At 42.9% G+C, this 22,063-nt stretch carries 20 protein-coding genes; 13 read left to right on the forward strand and 7 right to left on the reverse strand.

Features of this window, described 5'->3' with window-relative positions; translation table 11 throughout:
• Positions 1-88 precede the first annotated feature (88 nt).
• From M1F56_RS00265 to M1F56_RS00280, 4 genes are all read left to right on the forward strand, one after another.
• Positions 89-1,369, forward strand: a complete 1,281-nt coding sequence (locus tag M1F56_RS00265) for a glycoside hydrolase family 125 protein (RefSeq protein WP_247916473.1) — start codon at positions 89-91, stop codon at positions 1,367-1,369.
• Between the two features lie 55 nt (positions 1,370-1,424).
• Positions 1,425-4,070 carry an alpha-mannosidase gene (locus tag M1F56_RS00270; RefSeq protein WP_247916474.1) on the forward strand — a complete coding sequence of 882 codons (2,646 nt, stop codon included), beginning with the start codon at positions 1,425-1,427 and terminating at the stop codon, positions 4,068-4,070.
• Positions 4,071-4,165: 95 nt separating this feature from the next.
• Positions 4,166-5,035 carry an ROK family protein gene (locus M1F56_RS00275; RefSeq protein ID WP_247916475.1) on the forward strand — a complete coding sequence of 290 codons (870 nt, stop codon included), beginning with the start codon at positions 4,166-4,168 and terminating at the stop codon, positions 5,033-5,035.
• Positions 5,029-6,909: a beta-N-acetylhexosaminidase gene (locus M1F56_RS00280; RefSeq protein ID WP_247916476.1), complete on the forward strand. Its 1,881-nt coding sequence runs from the start codon at positions 5,029-5,031 to the stop codon at positions 6,907-6,909. The genes M1F56_RS00275 and M1F56_RS00280 overlap by 7 nt, the downstream gene beginning before the upstream one ends.
• Here M1F56_RS00280 and M1F56_RS00285 read toward each other — a convergent pair.
• Positions 6,906-7,082 carry a hypothetical protein gene (locus tag M1F56_RS00285; RefSeq protein WP_247916477.1) on the reverse strand — a complete coding sequence of 59 codons (177 nt, stop codon included), beginning with the start codon at positions 7,080-7,082 and terminating at the stop codon, positions 6,906-6,908. The two genes, M1F56_RS00280 and M1F56_RS00285, sit on opposite strands and share 4 nt — an antisense overlap.
• 276 nt (positions 7,083-7,358) lie before the next feature.
• Here M1F56_RS00285 and M1F56_RS00290 point away from each other — a divergent pair, with 276 nt between their 5' ends.
• From M1F56_RS00290 to M1F56_RS00320, 7 genes are all read left to right on the forward strand, one after another.
• Entirely contained in the window at positions 7,359-8,288 is a 930-nt protein-coding gene (locus M1F56_RS00290) for an ABC transporter permease (protein ID WP_000714584.1), read from the forward strand.
• 13 nt (positions 8,289-8,301) lie between these two features.
• Positions 8,302-9,225 (forward strand): carbohydrate ABC transporter permease, encoded by a 924-nt coding sequence (locus M1F56_RS00295; RefSeq protein ID WP_000818344.1) that lies wholly within the window; start codon positions 8,302-8,304, stop codon positions 9,223-9,225.
• A 108-nt stretch (positions 9,226-9,333) separates the two neighbouring features.
• A complete protein-coding gene (locus M1F56_RS00300) occupies positions 9,334-10,818 on the forward strand; it encodes an ABC transporter substrate-binding protein (protein WP_247916478.1) in 1,485 nt (494 codons plus the stop codon).
• Between the two features lie 160 nt (positions 10,819-10,978).
• Positions 10,979-11,668: a CPBP family intramembrane glutamic endopeptidase gene (locus M1F56_RS00305; RefSeq protein WP_247916479.1), complete on the forward strand. Its 690-nt coding sequence runs from the start codon at positions 10,979-10,981 to the stop codon at positions 11,666-11,668.
• 68 nt (positions 11,669-11,736) lie between these two features.
• A complete protein-coding gene (locus tag M1F56_RS00310; RefSeq protein WP_247916480.1) occupies positions 11,737-12,033 on the forward strand; it encodes a bacteriocin immunity protein in 297 nt (98 codons plus the stop codon).
• A 131-nt stretch (positions 12,034-12,164) separates the two neighbouring features.
• A complete protein-coding gene (locus M1F56_RS00315; protein WP_001030012.1) occupies positions 12,165-13,151 on the forward strand; it encodes a rhodanese-related sulfurtransferase in 987 nt (328 codons plus the stop codon).
• A 120-nt stretch (positions 13,152-13,271) separates the two neighbouring features.
• The gene (locus tag M1F56_RS00320; RefSeq protein WP_247916481.1) at positions 13,272-14,132 is read left to right on the forward strand and encodes a DUF4299 family protein; all 861 of its coding nucleotides are present in this window, start codon (positions 13,272-13,274) and stop codon (positions 14,130-14,132) included.
• A gap of 63 nt (positions 14,133-14,195) precedes the next feature.
• Here the strand turns inward: M1F56_RS00320 and M1F56_RS00325 are convergent, their stop codons facing one another.
• From M1F56_RS00325 to M1F56_RS00345, 5 genes are all read right to left on the reverse strand, one after another.
• Positions 14,196-15,158, reverse strand: a complete 963-nt coding sequence (locus tag M1F56_RS00325; RefSeq protein WP_247916483.1) for a DUF6574 domain-containing protein — start codon at positions 15,156-15,158, stop codon at positions 14,196-14,198.
• Between the two features lie 62 nt (positions 15,159-15,220).
• Entirely contained in the window at positions 15,221-16,150 is a 930-nt protein-coding gene (locus M1F56_RS00330; protein ID WP_216733729.1) for a DUF4097 family beta strand repeat-containing protein, read from the reverse strand.
• Positions 16,143-16,736, reverse strand: a complete 594-nt coding sequence (locus M1F56_RS00335; protein ID WP_033630476.1) for a DUF1700 domain-containing protein — start codon at positions 16,734-16,736, stop codon at positions 16,143-16,145. Before M1F56_RS00335 ends, M1F56_RS00330 begins: the two co-directional genes overlap by 8 nt.
• Positions 16,723-17,049 carry a PadR family transcriptional regulator gene (locus tag M1F56_RS00340; RefSeq protein ID WP_000273861.1) on the reverse strand — a complete coding sequence of 109 codons (327 nt, stop codon included), beginning with the start codon at positions 17,047-17,049 and terminating at the stop codon, positions 16,723-16,725. Before M1F56_RS00340 ends, M1F56_RS00335 begins: the two co-directional genes overlap by 14 nt.
• A 136-nt stretch (positions 17,050-17,185) precedes the next feature.
• Positions 17,186-18,352 (reverse strand): CynX/NimT family MFS transporter, encoded by a 1,167-nt coding sequence (locus tag M1F56_RS00345; protein WP_247916484.1) that lies wholly within the window; start codon positions 18,350-18,352, stop codon positions 17,186-17,188.
• A 221-nt stretch (positions 18,353-18,573) separates the two neighbouring features.
• Here M1F56_RS00345 and M1F56_RS00350 point away from each other — a divergent pair, with 221 nt between their 5' ends.
• Both M1F56_RS00350 and M1F56_RS00355 read left to right on the forward strand, forming a co-directional pair.
• Positions 18,574-19,404, forward strand: coding sequence for a glycosyltransferase (locus M1F56_RS00350; RefSeq protein WP_247916486.1), 831 nt, complete (start codon positions 18,574-18,576; stop codon positions 19,402-19,404).
• Between the two features lie 75 nt (positions 19,405-19,479).
• Entirely contained in the window at positions 19,480-21,330 is a 1,851-nt protein-coding gene (locus M1F56_RS00355; protein ID WP_247916487.1) for a nucleoside-diphosphate sugar epimerase/dehydratase, read from the forward strand.
• 95 nt (positions 21,331-21,425) lie between these two features.
• Here M1F56_RS00355 and M1F56_RS00360 read toward each other — a convergent pair whose 3' ends face one another.
• Positions 21,426-22,055, reverse strand: coding sequence for an HAD-IA family hydrolase (locus M1F56_RS00360; protein ID WP_061588569.1), 630 nt, complete (start codon positions 22,053-22,055; stop codon positions 21,426-21,428).
• Positions 22,056-22,063: the final 8 nt, after the last annotated feature.

Raw genomic sequence — 22,063 nt, forward strand, 5'->3', positions numbered from 1 at the left:
AGAAAAATGACTATCATTTGTGTATGTATTTTCTGTCTCAAAAACTATATACTGAACATGAAACTTGTTTGAAAGAGGAAATTGCACGATGATTTATTCGAAAGAAATTGTTAGAAAATGGCTAGACGAAGTAGCAGAGCGGGCTAAGGACCATCCAGAGTGGGTGGATGTTTTCGAGCGTTGCTACACAGACACCTTGGACAATACGGTTGAAATCCTAGAAGATGGTTCAACCTTTGTCTTGACTGGGGATATTCCTGCTATGTGGCTTCGAGATTCGACAGCCCAACTCAGACCCTACCTACATGTGGCTAAAAGAGATGCCCTCCTGCGTCAGACCATTGCAGGTTTGGTCAAGCGTCAGATGACCTTGGTACTCAAGGATCCTTATGCCAATTCCTTCAACATTGAGGAAAACTGGAAGGGTCACCACGAGACAGACCATACCGACCTTAATGGCTGGATTTGGGAACGCAAGTATGAGGTGGACTCGCTTTGCTATCCTTTGCAGCTGGCTTATCTCCTCTGGAAAGAGACTGGCGAGACTAGTCAGTTTGATGAGACTTTTGTCGCAGCGACTAAGGAAATTCTTCATCTGTGGACAGTGGAACAAGACCATAAGAACTCTCCTTATCGTTTTGTCCGCGATACGGACCGCAAGGAAGATACCTTGGTAAATGATGGCTTTGGCCCTAATTTTGCAGTGACAGGCATGACCTGGTCAGCTTTTCGTCCGAGTGATGACTGTTGCCAGTATAGCTACTTGATTCCGTCAAATATGTTTGCAGTCGTTGTCTTGGGGTATGTGCAAGAAATCTTTGCAGAACTAGACCTAGCTGATAGCTCGAGCATCATCGCAGATGCTAAACGTCTCCAAGCAGAGATCCAAGAAGGAATCGAAAACTACGCCTACACCACTAACAGTAAGGGTGAAAAGATTTACGCCTTTGAAGTAGATGGTCTAGGAAATGCTAGCATCATGGACGACCCTAACGTACCAAGTTTGTTGGCTGCTCCCTATCTTGGTTACTGTGATGTGAATGATGAAATCTATCAAGCAACTCGTCGCACCATTCTGAGTACTGAAAATCCCTACTTCTACCAAGGAGAATACGCTAGCGGTCTCGGAAGTTCTCACACCTTCTATCGCTATATCTGGCCCATTGCTCTTTCTATCCAAGGCTTGACAACAACAGACAAGGCGGAGAAGAAATTCTTGCTCGACCAGCTCGTTGCTTGCGATGGTGGAACAGGTGTTATGCATGAAAGCTTCCACGTAGATGACCCAACGCTCTACTCTCGCGAATGGTTCTCTTGGGCCAACATGATGTTCTGTGAATTGGTCTTGGATTACCTGGATATCCGCTAGTCAGTTCTTTAGTTAGATAAAAATAAAAATTTAAGTTAGAATGAGGTTTTACTTCATGGAAAATGTTGTTGTACATATTATCTCACATAGTCACTGGGACCGTGAGTGGTACTTACCTTTTGAAAGCCACCGTATGCAGTTGGTGGAATTGTTTGACAATCTCTTTGATCTCTTTGAAAATGACCCTGAGTTCAAGAGCTTCCACTTGGATGGTCAAATCATTGTCCTTGATGACTACTTGGAAATTCGCCCTGAAAATCGCGACAAAGTCCAAGGTTACATTGACGAAGGCAAACTCAAAATTGGTCCCTTTTACATCTTGCAGGATGATTACTTGATTTCTAGCGAAGCCAATGTCCGCAATACCTTGATTGGTCAAGCAGAATGTGCAAAATGGGGCAAATCAACCCAGATTGGTTACTTCCCAGATACCTTTGGAAATATGGGACAAGCTCCTCAAATCCTTCAAAAATCAGGTATTCACGTGGCAGCTTTTGGTCGTGGTGTCAAGCCGATTGGATTTGACAACCAAGTCCTCGAAGACGAGCAGTTCACTTCTCGGTTTTCAGAAATGTACTGGGAGGGTGCGGACGGCAGTCGTGTTCTCGGTATCCTCTTTGCCAACTGGTACAGTAATGGGAATGAAATCCCTGTTGATAAGGATGAAGCTCTGGCCTTTTGGAAACAAAAATTGTCAGACGTGCGTGACTACGCTTCGACCAACCAATGGTTGATGATGAACGGCTGTGACCACCAGCCTGTACAGCGAAATCTGAGTGAAGCCATTCGTGTGGCCAATGAACTCTTCCCAGATGTGACTTTTGTTCATAGTTCCTTTGATGACTATGTCCATGCAGTAGAAAGTGCTTTGCCAGAGCAGTTATCAACAGTTACAGGTGAGTTGACCAGTCAAGAAACAGATGGCTGGTACACACTTGCCAACACTTCTTCATCACGCATTTACCTCAAACAAGCCTTCCAAGAAAATAGCAACTTGCTAGAACAAGTGGTGGAACCATTGACTGTCATCACTGGCGGCCACAACCATAAGGACCAGTTGACCTATGCTTGGAAAGTCCTTCTACAAAATGCGCCACATGACAGTATCTGTGGCTGTAGCGTGGACGAGGTTCACCGTGAGATGGAAACACGTTTTGCCAAGGTTAACCAAGTTGGAAACTTTGTTAAGACCAATCTTCTCAATGAGTGGAAGGGCAAAATCGCAACTCACGAAGCCCAAAGCGACCATCTCTTTACCGTCATCAACACAGGCTTGCACGACAAGGTTGATACGGTCAGCACAGTGATTGATGTAGCGACTTGTGATTTCAAGGAATTGCACCCAACAGAAGGCTATAAGAAGATGGCAGCCTTGACCTTGCCAAGCTACCGTGTCGAAGACTTGGAAGGGCATGCTGTAGAAGCGAAAATCGAAGATCTGGGAGCTAACTTTGAGTACGATTTGCCAAAAGACAAGTTCCGTCAGGCTCGTATCGCTCGACAAGTGCGCGTGACAGTCCCTGTTCATCTGGCACCACTTTCTTGGACAACCTTCCAATTGCTTGAAGGAGAACAAGAACACCGTGACGGTATTTACCAAAATGGAGTGATTGATACGCCATTTGTAACGGTAAGTGTGGATGAAAACATCACGGTCTACGACAAGACAACTCATGAAGCTTATGAAGATGTTATTCGCTTTGAAGACCGTGGTGACATTGGAAATGAGTACATCTATTTCCAACCAAAAGGAACAGAACCTATCTATGCAGAGCTTAAGGGCTATGAGGTCTTGGAAAATACAGCTCGTTTTGCCAAGATCTTGCTCAAGCATGAATTGACAATTCCAGTAAGTGCAGACGAAAAACTGGATGCGGAACAAAGAGGCATCATCGAGTTTATGACGCGTGAAGCTGGGCGCTCAGAAGAATTGACAACCCTTCCTCTGGAAACAGAGATGACTGTCTTTGTTGACAATCCACAAATTCGTTTCAAGACTCGCTTTACCAATACTGCCAAGGACCACCGTATCCGTCTTTTGGTTAAGACTCATAACACGCGTCCAAGTAATGACTCTGAAAGCATCTATGAGGTAGTAACACGACCAAACAAACCAGCTGCTTCTTGGGAAAATCCTGAAAATCCACAACACCAACAAGCCTTTGTCAGCCTTTATGACGATGAAAAAGGGGTGACGGTAGCCAATAAAGGATTACACGAGTATGAAATCCTTGGGGACGATACGATTGCAGTGACCATTCTTCGTGCCTCAGGTGAACTAGGTGACTGGGGTTACTTCCCAACGCCAGAGGCTCAGTGTTTGCGTGAGTTTGAAGTCGAGTTTGCGCTTGAATGCCACCAAGCACAAGAACGCTTCTCAGCCTTCCGTCGTGCTAAAGCCTTCCAAACACCATTCACTAGTCTTCAAGTTGCTAAACAAGAAGGAAGTGTTGCTGCGACTGGTAGCCTCTTGAGTCATGCGGCACTCAGCTTACCACAAGTTTGCCCAACAGCCTTTAAAGTGGCGGAAAATGAAGAAGGATATGTACTCCGTTACTACAATATGAGCCAAGAAAATGTTCGCATATCAGAACACCAACAAACCATTCTGGACTTGCTTGAACGACCATATCCAGTTCATTCAGGACTATTAGCGCCACAAGAAATTCGTACAGAATTGATTAAAAAAGAAGACATTTAACAGTTTTAAAGTGTTTGATAACTAATACTATGAGATAGAAAGGAGGGGCGAAAGAGTAAGGATAAACTACTGATTCGCCCCTTTTTGGTGAAAATATGACGATTGCAACCATTGATATCGGAGGGACTGGGATTAAGTTTGCCAGTCTGACTCCTGATGGAAAAATACTAGATAAGACAAGTACACCGACACCAGAAAAGTTGGAGGATCTACTAGCTTGGCTAGACCAGTGCTTGTCAGGGCAAGATTATAAGGGCATTGCTATGAGCGTTCCAGGCGCGGTCAATCAAGAAACAGGTGTGATTGAGGGAATCAGTGCCATACCTTATATCCACGGCTTTTCTTGGTATGAGGCGCTTAGCTCTTATCAGCTACCTGTCCATCTGGAAAATGATGCCAACTGTGTTGGACTAAGTGAATTGCTAGCTCATCCAGAGATTGAAAATGCGGCCTGTGTCGTGATTGGTACAGGAATCGGCGGTGCCATGATTATCAATGGCAAACTTCACCGAGGTCGACACGGCTTGGGTGGTGAGTTTGGCTACATGACAACCATTGAACCAGCTGAAAAACTCAACAACTGGTCGCAACTAGCATCTACAGGAAACATGGTCCGCTACGTAATTGAAAAGTCAGGTCAGACTGACTGGGACGGTCGCAAGATTTACCAAGAGGCCGCAGCCGGAAATGCCCTTTGCCAAGAAGCCATTGAGCGCATGAACCGTAATCTGGCTCAAGGCTTGCTCAATATCCAGTATCTGATCGATCCAGATGTCATTAGTCTGGGAGGCTCTATCAGTCAAAATCCAGATTTTATCCAAGGCGTCAAAAAAGCTGTTGATGCATTTGTCGAAACCTACGAAGAATATACGGTCGCACCAGTTATCCAAGCTTGCACCTATCATGCAGATGCCAATCTCTATGGTGCCCTTGTCAACTGGTTGCAGGAGGAAAACCAATGGTAATCTTTACAGGACTTAGTCCCAAACAAGAGCAAGCATTAGAGTTGCTTAAAAAGCATATTTCGATAGCAGATGTAGAGGTAGCAGTCGCTCAGTCTGACCAAGCCTCTATCTCTATCAAGGGTGAGGGAGGCCACTATCAACTGACTTATCGCAAACCTCACCAACTTTACCGCGCCTTGTCCTTATTGGCAACAGCTCTAGTAGAAGGTGATAAGGTAGAGATTGAAGAACAAGCTGCTTACGAAGAGTTAGCCTACATGGCAGACTGTTCGCGCAATGCAGTGCTAAATGTGGCTTCTGCCAAACAGATGATTGAGGTCTTGGCTCTCATGGGTTATTCAACCTTTGAGCTTTACATGGAAGATACTTATCAGATTGAGGGACAACCTTACTTTGGTTACTTCCGTGGTGCCTACTCGGCTGAGGAGTTGCAGGAAATAGAAGCCTACGCCCAGCAGTTTGACATGACCTTTGTGCCTTGCATCCAGACCTTGGCTCATTTGTCGGCCTTCGTTAAATGGGGTGTCAAAGAAGTGCAAGAACTCCGTGATGTAGAGGACATTCTCCTTATCGGTGAAGAAAAAGTTTATGATTTGATTGACGGGATGTTTGCCACTCTGTCTAAACTGCAGACACGCAAGGTCAATATTGGGATGGACGAAGCTCACTTGGTTGGTTTAGGGCGCTACCTCATTTTGAACGGTGTTGTGGACCGTAGTCTCCTCATGTGCCAACACTTGGAGCGCGTGCTGGATATTGCCGATAAGTATGGTTTCCACTGCCAAATGTGGAGTGACATGTTTTTCAAACTCATGTCAGCAGATGGCCAGTACGATCGTGATGTGGAAATTCCTGAGGAAACTCGTGTCTACCTAGATCGTCTTAAAGACCGTGTAACCTTGGTTTATTGGGATTATTATCAGGATAGCGAGGAAAAATACAACCGCAATTTCCGCAACCATCACAAGATTAGCCAAGATATTGCCTTTGCAGGTGGTGCTTGGAAGTGGATTGGATTCACACCCAACAACCATTTCAGCTGTCTCATCGCTATTGAGGCCAATAAAGCCTGTCGTGCCAATGACATCAAAGAAGTCATCGTGACGGGTTGGGGGGATAATGGTGGGGAAACAGCCCAGTTCTCTATCCTACCAAGCTTGCAAATCTGGGCAGAACTCAGCTACCGCAATGACCTAGACCGTTTGTCTGCTCATTTCCAGACAAATACAGGTCTATCAGTTGAGGACTTTATGCAGATTGACCTAGCTAATCTCTTGCCAGACTTGCCGGATAATCTCAGCGGGATCAATCCCAACCGCTATGTTTTTTATCAGGATGTTCTTTGCCCGATTCTTGACCAGCACATGACACCTGAACAGGACAAGCCCCACTTTGCGCATGCTGCGGAGACCCTTGCTGCTATCAAAGACAAAGCAGGCATCTACGCCTATCTCTTTGAAACTCAGGCTCAGTTGAATGCTATTTTAAGCAGCAAGGTTGATGTGGGACGACGCATTCGTCAGGCCTACCAAGTAAACGATAAAGAAAGCCTGCAAGCAATCGCTAGACAAGAATTACCAAAACTTAGAAGCCAAATCGAACACTTCCATGCCCTCTTTAGCCACCAATGGCTGAAAGAAAATAAGGTCTTTGGCTTGGATACGATCGATATCCGTATGGGCGGACTTTTGCAACGCATCAAACGTGCAGAAAGCCGCATCGAGGCTTATCTGTCTGGTCAGATTGACCGCATCGAAGAATTAGACGTTGAAATCCTTCCATTTAACGATTTTTATGGAGACAAGGACTTTGCAGCCACAACAGCCAACCAGTGGCACACCATTGCGACAGCTTCAACGATTTATACGACTTAATACTCTTCGAAAATCTCTTCAAACCACGTCAGCTTCGCCTTGCCGTAGGTATGGTTACTGACTTCGTCAGTCTTATCTACAACCTCAAAACAGTGTTTTGAGCTGACTTCGTCAGTCTTATCTACAACCTCAAAACAGTGTTTTGAGCTGACTTCGTCAGTCTTATCCGGCAACCTCAAAGCAGTGCTTTGAGCAACCTGCGGCTAGCTTCCTAGTTTGCTCTTTGATTTTCATTGAGTATAAAAACAAGAACAGTGTCCCTTGTTCAGAGTGTTTCTCGTGAAACCTATTTCTTATAAAAAACTTCTCCACATAAAATAATTTGTGGAGTTTTTTCTATAATTAGTAGTTTAACCTAGCCATCAATTAGGAGTATACTAATAATGTAATCGTTATCAAACCTAAAAATTCGATGAAATCAGTTTTTAGGAATAAAAAGGGAGGAAATTATGAAAAAGTTTTCAAAGACCTTGAGAGATAACTGGATCTTTCTCTTGATGGTTTTACCAGGGGCACTCTGGTTGATTCTATTCTTTTACATTCCAGTATTTGGGAATGTGGTCGCCTTTAAAGACTACCATATGACCAGTAATGGTTTCATAGATAGTATTGTGAATAGTAAATGGGTCGGGTTAGATAATTTCAGATTCTTGTTTAGTTCAAAAGATGCCTTTATCATCACTCGTAATACCGTTCTCTACAATCTCGGCTTTATCTTTATCGGTTTGATTGTATCAGTAGGGATTGCCATTATCCTCAGCGAGCTTCGCTCTAAGAGAATGGTTAAGATTTTCCAAACGTCTATGTTGTTCCCTTACTTCCTGTCATGGGTTATCATCAGTTTCTTTACAGATGCTTTCCTAAACATTGACAAAGGGGTTTTCAACCATTTCCTAACATCCATTGGCATGAAGGAAGTCAACTTCTACGCTGACTTAGGCATTTGGCCATACCTTCTCCTTTTCCTAGGTATTTGGAAAGGCTTTGGATATAGCAGTGTCATGTACTATGCGACAATCATGGGAATTGACCCAACCTACTACGAAGCAGCAACAGTGGACGGGGCTAGCAAGTGGCAACGCATTCGCAACGTAACCATTCCTCAGTTGACTCCGCTTGTAACAGTTTTGACCATCCTTGCAGTCGGAAATATCTTCCGTGCAGACTTTGGTCTCTTCTATCAAATTCCACACAATGCTGGTCAGCTTTACAATGTAACCAACGTTTTGGATGTATATGTCTTTAATGGTTTGACTCAGACAGCAGATATCGGTATGGCTTCAGCAGCCGGTCTTTACCAATCCGTAGTCGGTTTGATTCTGGTTATCCTATCAAACTTGCTTGCAAGACGAGTTGATCCAAACTCAGCTTTGTTCTAGAAAGGAGGAGAATATGGCAGAAAAGAAAATTAAAAAAGAAAAAATCGATAATGTCGGCATTCACTCCTTCAGTAAGAAAGCAGATATCTTCTTTAGTATCATCTCTGGTTTGATCGCTCTTTCTTGTATCTTGCCCTTTATCTTCGTTATCATCATTTCGGTGACAGATGAAAAGAGCATCCTCCAGTATGGATATAGCTTTTTCCCTTCGAAATTTGGTGTAGATGGATTCCAGTTCCTAGCTCAGTTTAAAGATAAGATCCTCCAAGCGCTCTTTATCTCAGTTTTTGTAACTGTAGTCGGAACAGTGACCAACGTCTTCATCACAACCACTTATGCCTACGCCATCTCACGGACAACCTTTAAGTACCGCAGATTCTTTACGATCTTCGCTCTTCTTAGTATGTTGTTCAACGCTGGTTTGGTACCAGGCTATATCGTGGTCACTCGCCTGCTTCAACTGGGTGATACCGTTTGGGCCTTGATTGTTCCAATGCTTCTCTCACCATTCAACATCATCTTGATGCGTTCCTTCTTCAAGAAGACCATTCCAGAAGCTATTCTTGAATCTGCTCGTATCGATGGTGCCAGTGAAGCTCGGATCTTCTTCCAGATCTGTTTGCCCTTGTCACTTCCAGGTATCGCAACCATCACGCTTTTGACAGCTCTTGGTTTCTGGAACGACTGGTTCAACGCCCTTCTTTACATCAAGAGTGACAACTTGTATCCATTGCAATATTTGCTCATGCAAATTCAGCAAAATATGGACTACATTGCAAAAGCAGTCGGCCTATCTGGTCAACTGGGAGTCGCTCTTCCAAAGGAAACAGGACGTATGGCCATGGTTGTGGTTGCAACCCTTCCAATCGCGATTCTGTATCCATTCTTCCAACGCTACTTTGTTAAAGGTTTGACCATCGGTGGTGTGAAAGAATAGCACTTGCTGAGAAATACTGTTTCTCCCTTCCCAACTTCATCTTAGTGACTGAAGTTACAAATTATTAAATCGTTTATAAGTTTAAAAATAAAAAAAGGAGTTTTTATCATGAAAAACTGGAAAAAATATGCTTTTGCATCTGCTAGCGTAGTCGCTTTGGCTGCTGGTCTTGCTGCTTGTGGAAACCTTACAGGTAACAACAAAAAAGCTGCAGATACTACTTCAGGTGAAAAACCTGTAATCAAAATGTACCAAATCGGTGACAAACCAGACAACTTGGATGAATTGCTAGAAAATGCAAACAAAATCATCGAAGAAAAAGTCGGTGCTAAATTGGATATCCAATACCTTGGATGGGGTGACTATGATAAGAAAATGTCCGTTATCACATCATCTGGCGAAAACTATGATATCGCATTTGCATCTAACTATGTCGTAAATGCTCAAAAAGGTGCTTATGCTGACTTGACTGATTTGTACAAGAAAGAAGGAGCAGGGCTTTACAAAGCACTTGACCCAGCTTACATCAAAGGGAACACTGTAAACGGTAAAATCTACGCTGTTCCAGTTGCAGCTAACGTTGCATCATCTCAAAACTTTGCCTTCAACGGAACTCTTCTTGCTAAATACGGTATCGATATTTCAGGTGTCACTTCATACGAAACACTTGAACCAGTCTTGAAACAAATCAAAGAAAAAGCTCCAGACGTAGTACCATTTGCGGTTACGAAGAACTTTATTCCATCTGATAACTTTGACTACCCAGTACCAAATGGACTTCCATTTGTTATCGACCTTGAAGGAGACACTACTAAGATCGTAAACCGTTACGAAGTGCCTCGCTTCAAAGAACACTTGAAGACTCTTCACAAATTCTATGAAGAAGGATACATTCCAAAAGACGTAGCAACAAGCGACACTTCATTTGACCTTCAACAAGATACTTGGTTCGTTCGTGAAGAAACAGTAGGACCAGCTGACTACGGTAACAGCTTGCTTTCACGTGTTGCGAACAAAGACATCCAAATCAAACCAATCACTAACTTTATCAAGAAAAACCAAACAACACAAGTTGCCAACTTTGTTATCTCAAACAACTCTAAGAACAAAGAAAAATCAATGGAAGTGTTGAACCTCTTGAACACGAACCCAGAACTCTTGAACGGTCTTGTTTACGGTCCAGAAGGCAAGAACTGGGAAAAAATTGAAGGTAAAGAAAACCGTGTACGCGTCCTTGATGGCTACAAAGGAAATACTCACATGGGTGGATGGAACACTGGTAACAACTGGATTCTTTACATCAACGAAAACGTTACAGACCAACAAATTGCAGATTCTAAGAAACAATTGGCAGAAGCTAAAGAATCTCCAGCACTTGGATTCATCTTTAACACTGACAATGTGAAATCTGAAATCTCAGCAATTTCTAACACAATGCAACAATTCGATACAGCAATCAACACTGGTACTGTAGACCCAGATAAAGCAATCCCAGAATTAATGGAAAAATTGAAATCTGAAGGTGCCTACGAAAAAGTATTGAACGAAATGCAAAAACAATACGACGAATTCTTGAAAAACAAAAAATCATAAGAACGATTGATTTCGTGTATTCATTCCTAATTCCTAAAAATGTGATCACTGCCTTCCCTAGTTCTCTAGGGGAGGTAGTGATTTTTAGGATGCAAACATGAAAAGAGTGGTTCTGAGGGTTTATGCGATGTGATACACATACATCTATAGGGGATTTATTATGAAAAAATATCGCCTTCTTTTCAAAATGAGTGCTGTCTTCTCTTACCTATTTTTCGTATTTGGTCTTTCTCAGCTGACGCTTATTGTCCAAAACTATTGGCAATTTTCTTCCCAGATTGGCAATTTCTTCTGGATTCAAAATATCTTGAGTTTGCTATTTAGCGGAGTCATGATTTGGATTCTGGTTAAGACAGGCCATGGTTATCTCTTTCGCATTCCAAGAAAAAAATGGCTTTGGTATTCGATTTTGACAGTATTAGTGGTAGTGCTCCAGATCTCTTTTAACGTTCAGACAGCTAAACATGTTCAGTCAACTGCGGAAGGTTGGGCTGTACTGATTGGTTATAGTGGGACTAACTTTGCAGAGCTAAGTATCTATATAGCCCTGTTCTTTCTGGTTCCACTGATGGAAGAATTGATCTATAGGGGTTTGTTGCAACATGCTTTCTTTAAACATTCGAGATTTGGCCTTGATTTGCTTCTTCCTTCCATTTTGTTTGCTCTTCCTCATTTTTCAAGTCTGCCTAGTCTGTTAGATATTTTCGTTTTTACAACATCTGGAATCATCTTTGCTGGTTTGACCCGCTATACCAAGAGCATCTATCCTTCCTATGCAGTGCATGTGATCAATAATATTGTAGCGACCTTGCCATTTTTGCTGACTTTTTTACATAGGGTGTTTAGGTAAAATACTGGCTGGAGAGTTAGGAATTATAGTTTTTCAATTTATAAGCGAATTTCAGGAGGAAAATGAGAATGACACCATTAAAATGGTTTGCTGGAGGAAGCGAAAGGCGTTGTGAAGCCATGACTATCATTGATCATCTACTGGAAGATATAAAGGCTGCGCCTCAACTTACTCCCTTGAAAAATCAGTTAGTGATTTATAAAAAACGATTAGAGGATGATGGGACCTCTACTCCATTTATTCTGAGCCAAATGAACGTCGACATCTCACGTGTGTTGATTGATAACAAGCTAAGTTTGTCAGAAAGTCAAGCTAAGCAAATCAAAAAATTGAGAGAATTATCTGCGATTCGCTATGGTTACTGATAAAGTGCAGTGGCAGGTCTCTTTCTACAATTTCCGGTCAAATAAATTGCATTCGTTTTCCCAAGTGGGTATACTAGTATAGTTGAATGAAAAATTCTGAAAATTTAAGAATAGAAAAGAGAACAAATCTTATGGCAAAAGATATTCGTGTCTTACTTTACTACCTTTATACTCCGATTGAAAACGCAGAACAATTTGCGGCAGATCATTTGGCTTTCTGTAAATCAATCGGCCTTAAAGGTCGTATCCTAGTCGCTGACGAGGGAATCAACGGAACCGTTTCAGGTGATTACGAAACAACTCAAAAATACATGGACTACGTTCACAGCCTCCCAGGAATGGAAGACCTCTGGTTCAAAATTGACGAAGAAAATGAACAAGCCTTCAAGAAGATGTTTGTTCGCTACAAGAAAGAAATTGTTCACCTTGGTTTGGAAGACAACGACTTTGACAACGACATCAACCCACTTGAGACAACAGGTGCATACTTGTCTCCAAAAGAGTTTAAAGAAGCCCTTCTTGACGAAGATACAGTTGTCCTTGACACGCGTAACGATTATGAGTACGACTTAGGACACTTCCGTGGAGCTATTCGCCCAGACATCCGCAACTTCCGTGAGTTGCCACAATGGGTTCGTGACAACAAGGAAAAATTCATGGACAAACGTGTCGTGGTTTACTGTACAGGTGGAGTTCGTTGTGAGAAATTCTCAGGCTGGATGGTTCGTGAAGGCTACAAAGATGTCGGCCAATTGCACGGAGGAATCGCAACTTACGGTAAAGACCCAGAAGTCCAAGGCGAGCTTTGGGATGGGAAAATGTACGTCTTTGACGAGCGTATCGCAGTCGATGTCAACCATGTCAACCCAACCATCGTAGGAAAAGACTGGTTTGATGGAACACCATGTGAACGTTATGTCAACTGTGGGAATCCCTTCTGTAACCGTCGTATCCTAACATCAGAAGAAAATGAAGACAAGTACCTCCGTGGATGCTCACACGAGTGTCGTGTTCACCCTCGCAACCGCTATGTTTCAGAAAATGAATTGACACAAGCAGAAGTGATCGAGCGCCTAGCAGCTATCGGTGAAAGCTTGGATCAAGTCGCTACTGTATAAAGCAAACAGCCTTCAGGGGCTGTTTTTCTATGCTTTTTATCTAAAAATCTAAAGTTTGTTTCTGTATCTTTCAGGAAAATAGGGTATACTGTATGTAAACGATTTCAAAGGAGGCCGGTTATGGCGAAAACATTTTTTATCCCAAATAAAGAAAGCATTCTAGGACAACAGGAGGTCTTAACTGCCAAGTCCATCTTAGCCTTGGTAGAGGGCTTGGAGTCGCACAGTTATGATGCGGTCTATCTCCGTCAGCCCCTCAATCGTCTCGAGTATATCGAGTGTGGGATTGTAGGTCAGTCGCAATTTCTTTTCAAGGTGTACTATGCGGATAGTCGAAAAGGCTATCAAGTGGTGATTCCAGATTTCCTTACTAGAGCGGACTGGGAGATTGTAGAGACTCTCCTCCAGGCCCTATCTGGCAAGTTGGGGCAAGTGGTAGAAGGGTTAGAAGGATTTGAGTTTGAAGCTTATTTCCGACAAACGGTCAAGCATTATCTAGCGGATAAAGCGACTCGTCTAGTCTATTGCCAAGGGCTCTTGGCTCCTATCTATCTCAATAAGGAATACCTCGAGAGCTTTTTGGCTGAGGATGGATTGGCACGTTTTGAAGAGCTGGTCAAGAAGGTTCAAGGCTCTGATGCCTATCTTGCCAGTGTGAAATTTTACCCAGACGCTCAAGGCAAGGTACACGGTATCTATCACCTAGCCCAGGGAGTCAAGACGATTTTGCCAAAGGAAGCCTTTGTACCAGCTCCTTATACCGAGCAGCTGGCAGGCAAGGAACTTGTTTGGGAGATTAATCTAGTGAAGATTTCTGGTAATGGCTCAAAAGCAGAAGACTATGAAGCCATCGCTCGCTTGGATTATGAAAAATTCCTAGAGTCACTACCAACAGCATTTTATCAGCAACTAGATGCCAATCAATTAGAAGTACAAGCCATTTTGGGAAAAAATTTTGAGGAATTGGCAGCCGTCAAGTAGACACGGTTCAAAAAAAGAGTAAACATAAAAATCCCTGTCATTAACAAATGGCAGGGATTTTGGTTAAAAGAATGTCAGGATGCGAAGGTAGTCAACTGTCAGCGCGAGCTCTGCAATGAAGAAGGGTAAGAGAATAGCGCCATCAAGTAAGACAGCTAGCAAGAAACGATAAAATGGGTCAAGGCTACTAGCCTTACTTGGCTTGCTAATCACAAAGAGATTGCCAAGGGCAAAGATGGTCATGCTTAGAAGAGTGAGGATGCCAGCGAATCGCAAGCCGCCAAAAAGTGCAAAGAAACTTGCTAGAGCCGTTAAGACAAGCGGGATAGCAAAGAGTCGGCTGTAACGATCGCAAGCTTCTTGGAATGTGAAGTCGCTCTCCTGGTCCAGTACACGTCGGACAGTAAAGCCTCCCAAAATGATGGAAAAGTAAAATAGAGCGCTAGCGACCAAGATAGAAAGTCCAGCAAAGAGATCTAAAGGTGGGAGCTGGTTAGGTAAACTATTGGCAATAGAGGCCATATAGCCGTAGTAGAGGTGCTTGATATGATAGATACTAAAGAAAAGGTTGATTGACGACAGCAAGGTGAGTAGGGCAAAGACACTATAACGATGCTTTTGGTCCGTATTCTTGCTGGTAGTTGGTTCTTGGGTAGCGTCCAGCAGCCAAGTCCAAAATAGTGCGATTTCTGCTTTTAATCTGGCTGTTTTACGAGGGTCAATATCTGGGATATAGGGGCTTTCTAAAGCCTTGCTGAGGATACTTTTCTCTTTTACAGGTTTTTCTTGCTTGTGTCCCTCTTCAGCTTTCCCTTCTCCCTCTTCCTCTGTTTGGGCTTCTTCTATCGTTTCGGGAGCTTCCTCCTCATGCCTTTCCGACTCTTTAGGTGAGATAGGAGTTTCTTGGCTTGCTTGTGGTTCGGTCTCTACAGTATCCGAAGTCTCTGGTTGGTCGGGCTGGATTTCCGATTTCGTCTGAGCTGATTTCTTCTCAAGATCGGCGCTTTCAAACCATTCTTGTGTCATGGTGGAACCTCCTTTTTTATGATCGTTTTCTATTTTTAGATTAGCAGATGAAAGCGTTTTTGTCAATGGTTTCTAGATGGAGAAGAGTACTCTTCTTTTGGTAGGTAGATATCTTGGTTGGCTTTTGCAATGAGTAGGTCCTTGATATCTGCTTTTTCCGTTTTATAAGGGTTGGCAAGTACATTCTCTTTTTGTCCACGATGTTCTTCTTTGGGTTGACGATAGATACCACCATGCTGAGAAGAAATTTCTAGATTGATACGGTCGGTCTCTTTCTGGGAGAGAATGAGTTGTAGAGTTGAATAAGCCTCTAGCTCGACCTTGCCGTGAACTTGGATATTTTCAGCATAGATGTGTGCTCCCTCCGTCTTGACCTGACTATCTGTCAATTCGGCATCAAAGATATTGATGATATGAGATGCCGTTAATGTGCTGTTCTTGATAGAACTTTCTGTTAGTCTTAAGAGATAGCCTTTTGTTTTGATGGTTGCATTTTCAAGGTTGGCTTGACGAATATTAGTTTGTCCACGATTGGCTGAGACGGTGATAGCTTGCAGCTTTCTTCCTTTGGGTAGGGAGAGAACGACTTCGTCAAAACGATTAGAATAGTTGCTGGCGATACGAAGTAGGCTTTCGATTCCTGAACCGAGAAAACGATGTTGGGAGGCTTGTTTGTCAGTGACGCTCAGTGTTTTGTCACTCATACCAGTAGTCAAATCGTGACGACCAGATACGGAAGGATGATAGGTGATATGGATCTTGTCATCTACAGACTCTGTGATGGTTAGGCTGTGTTCTTCAAGGGTCAAATCAAGTTTTTCCACTTCGCTTCCAAAGGTCACTTCTTCGATACGATTGTCATAGACGGGGTCTTTTGACATGGCAAGCAAACTTTGAATACCATTGGACTGGGCGCCTACAATGATCATGATAAAACCAAGGATTGTAGAAACCACACCAAAGATGAGAAATCCTTTTGTCAATTTACGCATGTCTGTCACCTCTCTTTCCTTTTTTAAGAATCCATTGCACCAAGCGGACGATTAGGAGACCAAAGAAACGGGCTACATAGGAGATACCTAGTAGAACAAGAGAAGAAGCACCGATAGAAAGCAAACCGGCCCCAAAAATCAAGATAAAGGCAGATTTGGCTTCGACCAGAACACTAAAGCTCTCTATGATAAAGAGTCCACCTAGCAGGATACCCGTCACCGAAACAGTGAAAAAGGCTAGAATGACGGAGACAGCTGCGATAAAAATACCGATGATGGCCATGAGGATGCCGATCCCGACCGGAATTCCGATAGGAGCTACTAGCAGAGCCAGGAGGGCAATGTGTAGCAGTTGGCGATCATTCTTTTGAGCAGGTGCCTCATTGACCTTTTTATCGAGAAGATCAGAGAGGATATCATGGGCAGCTTCTTTTGGAGTTCCCAGACTGGCAATGAGTTCTTCTTCGCCCTCTGGACCTGCATCGTCAAATAGTTCCTTAAAGTAGTCCATGGCTTCGATGCGGTCAGCTTCAGGTAGTTTATGGAGATAGGTTTCTAACTGAGTCAGATAGTCAGTTCTTGTCATGGCGGATACTCCCTTCTATGATGCCGTTGACGGTTTCGGTATAGAGCGTCCACTCTTCCTTTAGAGTAACGAGCTGCTCTACGCCCCGATTGGTCAAGGAGTAGTATTTGCGCATACGCCCCTGAAACTCTCTAGAGTAGGTGGTTAGAAAGCCACTGGCTTCCAATTTTTTGAGAATGGGATAGAGCGTAGATTCTTTGATATTGGCGATGAGCTTAATGGTTTGGCTAATCTCATAACCATAAGAATCCCCCTGCTCCAGTACAGCCAAGATGAGAAACTCGATCAAGGCAGAGGATGTTGGGAAGTACATGGGAAACCTCCTTTATATTATATAAAAATTTTATATATACTCTTTTCAAATATATTGTATCTCAAGTTGAAAGCCCTGTCAAGAAATATGTGTAAAAATTTTACATATAAAAAAACTCCTAGTATAAACTAGAAGTTTAGAGGATTTTATCAGCCCGATCCACCATAAAGAGTGAGATGGTCATGATGATATCGATGGCTAGAAGGGCAAGGACAGCTGGGATCCAAGATTGAAAAAGTTCAAAACTATAACCAAACAAGGCAGGTCCAAAAGCAGCTAAGATGTAGCCCCCTGTTTGTGCTAGTCCTGATAGCTGAGCCGTCTTTTCAGGTGAACTGGTTTTAAGAGAGAAGCAAACCATGAGGTAGGGAAAGAGGGCACTGCAGGCTGTTCCAATCAAGAGATGAACGACTAACCAGTAGAGGAAATTATTGGTTGGATACAAGAGCATGGCAATTCCTGTCATACCAGCGATAGAGATAATTGCCAGCATGATTCGACGGTGACCATCTGATAGACGAGTCGTCAGACTTGGAACAGTCATTGAAAAAGGAATGCTGATCAGTGAGAAGATAGAAGCGAGGAGAGCCGCATCACTATTAGAAATACCAGCACTAATAGCCATAGTTGGCAACCAGGTCATGCTTGTATAAAAGAACAAGGACTGAAGACCACCAAAGATAATGATGGCCCAGACATCTTTACTTTTTAGAATATTTTCTTTGGCTTGCTTTTCTTTTTGGCCTTCTAGGTGGTGGTTGTGGCGATGATTTGGCAACCAGACTAGCAGAGTGACCAAGCAGAGAAGGCTGAGCACGAGGATGAGGCCCTTCCAAGAACTAGCTTGAGTGATAGGGACCGAAAGATAAGAAGCGATGGCCGTTGAAACCCCCATGGCAGTGACATAGAGAGTTGTTAGGAAACTAATCTTTTGAGGCTGATTTGCCTGGATCATACTTGGGAGGAGTACATTGAAAATGGCAATGCTCGCTCCGATGATCAGAGTTCCTAGATAGAGAAGGGGAAGATTGAAAATCCGAATGGCAGAGCCAACAGTTAAGAGGAGGAGACAGTAAGTAAAGAGATGTTCCAACCCGATTTTTTGTGCCAAGCGACTCGCAAAAGCAGAGAAAAGAGCAAACATCAAGAGAGGGAGACTGGTTAAAATCCCAAGAGAACTAACCTCCACTCCTAGTCCTTGAGCGATATCTCCTAAAATGGTTGGAAGAGCAGTGAAAGGAGAGCGTAAAACAGTCCCGATTAAGACAATTCCTAGGATAAAAAAGAGTGATTGTTTTTTCATAAAAACCTCGAATAGATGATTTTATTAACAGCTTATTTTAAGGTTTTTCCTATATAATGTCAAGTAATGACAGCTAAGAAAGTTCGATTGATTTAAGCGAGAATAGAGTGAAAGGAGATACATTTCTTTACTAGAATTTTCCTTGATTTGATATAAAAATAGGAAAGTGAGAAAATTTGTGATAAAATAGTGGAAGGAAATCTATATATTGGAGAAAAACGGTGCCTGAAAAGCAAAAAATCAGCGTCTTGATGTCGGTCTATGTAAAGGAAAACCCGACGTTTTTGAGAGATGCTATCAAAAGTGTTCAAAATCAAACCTTGAAACCGAGTGAACTTGTTCTTGTTGAGGATGGGCCCCTCACGCCTGAGCTCTATCAGTTGCTAGATGAAGTGGAAGCTCAGTCAGATATTCCAGTGAAACGGTGCCCCTTAGAGCAAAATCAAGGTTTAGGCTTGGCTCTTCGATACGGTGTTTTACAGTGTCAGTATGACATTATTGCACGTATGGATACGGACGATTTAGCCGTTCCGGATCGTTTTGAGAAACAGCTTCAACTAATGGAGAAAGAAAATCTTGATCTCTTAGGTGGGCAGATTGCAGAGTTTATTGACAATCCAGATGAGATTGTGTCTTATCGTCGTGTTCCAACTCAGCACGCAGACATTGTGGCTTATCAGAGAATGAGAAGCGCTTTTAACCATATGACAGTCATGTTCAAAAAGGACATGGTCCTCAAAGCGGGCAACTACGAAGACGGGCTTTACATGGAGGATGATCTCCTCTGGCTCAATATGATTACGGCAGGTGCCAAGACTGGCAACCTAGATCAAATCTTGTGTAAGGTTCGTGTAGGTGCAGGAATGTTTGAGCGTCGAGGTGGCTTGCGTTACCTTAAATTCTACCGTCAAGCTCGCCAACGGATGCTTGAGCGAGGGCAAATTTCTTACATGGAATATGCTAAAAGTATGTTCATTCAGGCAATTGTTGCACTTTGTCCAGGCTTTGTACGTCAGTTTATCTTTGTCAAACTTTTAAGAAAGAGCAAGTAAGACCTGATAGATTGAACGATTCGGGTTATCATAACAATAGTATCATCTGACTCTTTTAAGGGGGAGTAAATTCCTATGAATAAAAAACTAACAGATTACGTGATTGATCTGGTTGAAATTTTAAATAAACAGCAAAAACAAGTGTTTTGGGGGATATTCGATATTCTGAGTATGGTGGTTTCCATCATCGTGTCTTATATCTTGTTTTACGGCCTAATAAATCCTGCGCCTGTGGACTATGTGATCTACACTCTTTTAGCCTTCCTTCTCTATCAAATCATAATTGCATTTTGGGGGCTGAATGCTAGTATTAGTCGCTACAGTAAGATTACGGATTTTATGAAAATCTTTTTCGGAGTGATGCTCAGCAGTGTTCTTTCTTATGGAATCTGCTATGCCTTTCTTCCACTATTTTCTATCCGTTTCATCGTGCTCTTCATTTTGCTGAGCACCTTCCTCATCTTGCTTCCTCGTATCACTTGGCAGTTGATTTATTCCAAACGTAAAAAGGGTAGTGGAGATGGGGAGCATCGCCGTACCTTCTTGATTGGTGCTGGTGATGGTGGTGCCCTCTTTATGAACAGCTACCAACATCCAACCAGTGAGCTTGAGATAGTGGGGATTTTGGACAACGATGAAAAGAAAAAAGGGCAAAAACTAGGTGGAATCCCAGTTCTAGGCTCTTATGACAATCTACCTGAATTGGCCAAACGTCACCAAATCGAGCGTGTTATCGTAGCAATCCCTTCGCTCGATCCATCAGAGTATGAACGTATCTTGCAGATGTGTAATAAACTAGGTGTCAAATGTTACAAGATGCCTAAAGTTGAGACAGTTGTTCAAGGATTACATCAATCAGGTAGTGGTTTCCAAAAAATTGATATCACAGACCTTTTGGGCCGTCAGGAAATTCGCCTTGACGAATCACGTCTGGGTGCAGAAATTACAGGTAAGACCATCTTGGTGACAGGAGCCGGTGGTTCGATTGGTTCGGAGATTTGTCGCCAGATTAGCCGCTTCAACCCAGAGCGTATCGTCTTGCTTGGACATGGTGAAAATTCAATCTACCTTATTTATCATGAGTTGATTCGTAAATTCCAAGGGATTGATTATGTTCCTGTCATTGCAGATATTCAGGATTATGATCGTCTTTTACAAGTGTTTGAACAGTATAAACCAGCAATCATCTACCATGCTGCAGCCCACAAACACGTTCCGATGATGGAGCGCAATCCAAAAGAAGCCTTCAAGAACAATATCCTCGGGACCTACAATGTTGCCAAGGCTGTTGATGAGGCCAAAGTACCTAAGATGGTCATGATTTCGACTGACAAGGCGGTCAATCCACCGAACGTTATGGGTGCGACTAAGCGCGTGGCAGAATTGATTGTCACTGGCTTTAACCAACGTAGTAAATCAACCTACTGTGCAGTTCGTTTTGGGAATGTTCTCGGTAGCCGTGGTAGCGTGATTCCTGTCTTTGAACGTCAGATTGCTGAAGGCGGTCCTGTAACGGTAACAGACTTCCGTATGACACGTTACTTCATGACCATTCCAGAGGCCAGCCGTCTGGTCATCCATGCTGGTGCTTATGCTAAGGACGGAGAAGTCTTTATCCTTGATATGGGCAAACCAGTCAAGATTTATGATTTGGCCAAGAAAATGGTGCTTCTAAGCGGGCACACCGAAAGTGAAATTCCAATCGTTGAAGTCGGTATTCGCCCAGGCGAAAAACTTTACGAAGAACTCTTGGTTTCGACCGAATTGGTTGATAACCAAGTCATGGATAAGATTTTCGTTGGTAAGGTTAACGTCATGCCTCTAGAAGCCATTGATCAAAAGATTGAAGAGTTCCGTTCACTCAGTGGAGATGAGCTCAAAGAAGCGATTATTTCCTTTGCAAATGAGACAACCCACGTTGAGTAAGAGTGTCCAACCAATTAATTATAAATAGAAAGCCAAGGTTCTGTTTGTACAGGACCCTGGCCTTTTTACTCTGTAATTTCAAATCGTTGTATTATTTATAGTTGCCTAATGATATCGTCAATGGTACGGGCAATCCAATCAGGTTGATAGCTGAGCAAATCAGCCTCTTCTCCAAATCCCCAAGTAACAGCAAACTTTTTAATGCCAGTTTCTTGGGCTCCAATCATATCAAACTTGGTGTCGCCAATGATGAGAACTTGGTCTGCAGGCAGTTGATGCGTCTGCAAGGCATAACGGATGACATCCGCCTTGTGAGGCGTTTCAGGACTGGAACCGTAAATGCCATTAAAGAAATGATGGATTCCTAGATTTTTAGTCATATCATGAGCAGTCGGAGTATTCTTTGTTGTAGTGATATAGAGAGGGTAGTTTTGAGAGAGTTTTTGGAGCAATTCCGTCATTCGGGGGAAAAGCTCTGCTTCATGAATTCCTTTTTCCTTGTAGTAAGAACGGTAAATTTGAACAGCTTCTGAGATTTGTTCTTTTGGAAGGCAGGTCGCAAAACTACTTTCAAGTGGCGGGCCCATGAAACCACGAATAGTTTTGGCATCAGGGCTTGGAACTCCTAGTTGTTCAAAGGTATGAGTAAAGGAATTGTGGATTCCGATGGAACTGTCAACCAGGGTTCCGTCTAGATCGAAAAAAATAGCTGAGATAGAGGGCATTATTTCTC

This window comes from Streptococcus oralis (assembly GCF_023109005.1).
GTDB lineage: Bacteria > Bacillota > Bacilli > Lactobacillales > Streptococcaceae > Streptococcus > Streptococcus oralis_BU.

Bases quoted from the DNA above. Each gene is read 5' to 3' on its own strand.
- M1F56_RS00265 (WP_247916473.1), top strand. From the start codon at position 89: ATGATTTATTCGAAAGAAATTGTTAGAAAATGGCTAGACGAAGTAGCA.
- M1F56_RS00270 (WP_247916474.1), top strand. From the start codon at position 1,425: ATGGAAAATGTTGTTGTACATATTATCTCACATAGTCACTGGGACCGT.
- M1F56_RS00275 (WP_247916475.1), top strand. From the start codon at position 4,166: ATGACGATTGCAACCATTGATATCGGAGGGACTGGGATTAAGTTTGCC.
- M1F56_RS00280 (WP_247916476.1), top strand. From the start codon at position 5,029: ATGGTAATCTTTACAGGACTTAGTCCCAAACAAGAGCAAGCATTAGAG.
- M1F56_RS00290 (WP_000714584.1), top strand. From the start codon at position 7,359: ATGAAAAAGTTTTCAAAGACCTTGAGAGATAACTGGATCTTTCTCTTG.
- M1F56_RS00295 (WP_000818344.1), top strand. From the start codon at position 8,302: ATGGCAGAAAAGAAAATTAAAAAAGAAAAAATCGATAATGTCGGCATT.
- M1F56_RS00300 (WP_247916478.1), top strand. From the start codon at position 9,334: ATGAAAAACTGGAAAAAATATGCTTTTGCATCTGCTAGCGTAGTCGCT.
- M1F56_RS00305 (WP_247916479.1), top strand. From the start codon at position 10,979: ATGAAAAAATATCGCCTTCTTTTCAAAATGAGTGCTGTCTTCTCTTAC.
- M1F56_RS00310 (WP_247916480.1), top strand. From the start codon at position 11,737: ATGACACCATTAAAATGGTTTGCTGGAGGAAGCGAAAGGCGTTGTGAA.
- M1F56_RS00315 (WP_001030012.1), top strand. From the start codon at position 12,165: ATGGCAAAAGATATTCGTGTCTTACTTTACTACCTTTATACTCCGATT.
- M1F56_RS00320 (WP_247916481.1), top strand. From the start codon at position 13,272: ATGGCGAAAACATTTTTTATCCCAAATAAAGAAAGCATTCTAGGACAA.
- M1F56_RS00325 (WP_247916483.1), bottom strand. From the start codon at position 15,158: ATGACACAAGAATGGTTTGAAAGCGCCGATCTTGAGAAGAAATCAGCT.
- M1F56_RS00330 (WP_216733729.1), bottom strand. From the start codon at position 16,150: ATGCGTAAATTGACAAAAGGATTTCTCATCTTTGGTGTGGTTTCTACA.
- M1F56_RS00335 (WP_033630476.1), bottom strand. From the start codon at position 16,736: ATGACAAGAACTGACTATCTGACTCAGTTAGAAACCTATCTCCATAAA.
- M1F56_RS00340 (WP_000273861.1), bottom strand. From the start codon at position 17,049: ATGTACTTCCCAACATCCTCTGCCTTGATCGAGTTTCTCATCTTGGCT.
- M1F56_RS00345 (WP_247916484.1), bottom strand. From the start codon at position 18,352: ATGAAAAAACAATCACTCTTTTTTATCCTAGGAATTGTCTTAATCGGG.
- M1F56_RS00355 (WP_247916487.1), top strand. From the start codon at position 19,480: ATGAATAAAAAACTAACAGATTACGTGATTGATCTGGTTGAAATTTTA.
- M1F56_RS00360 (WP_061588569.1), bottom strand. From the start codon at position 22,055: ATGCCCTCTATCTCAGCTATTTTTTTCGATCTAGACGGAACCCTGGTT.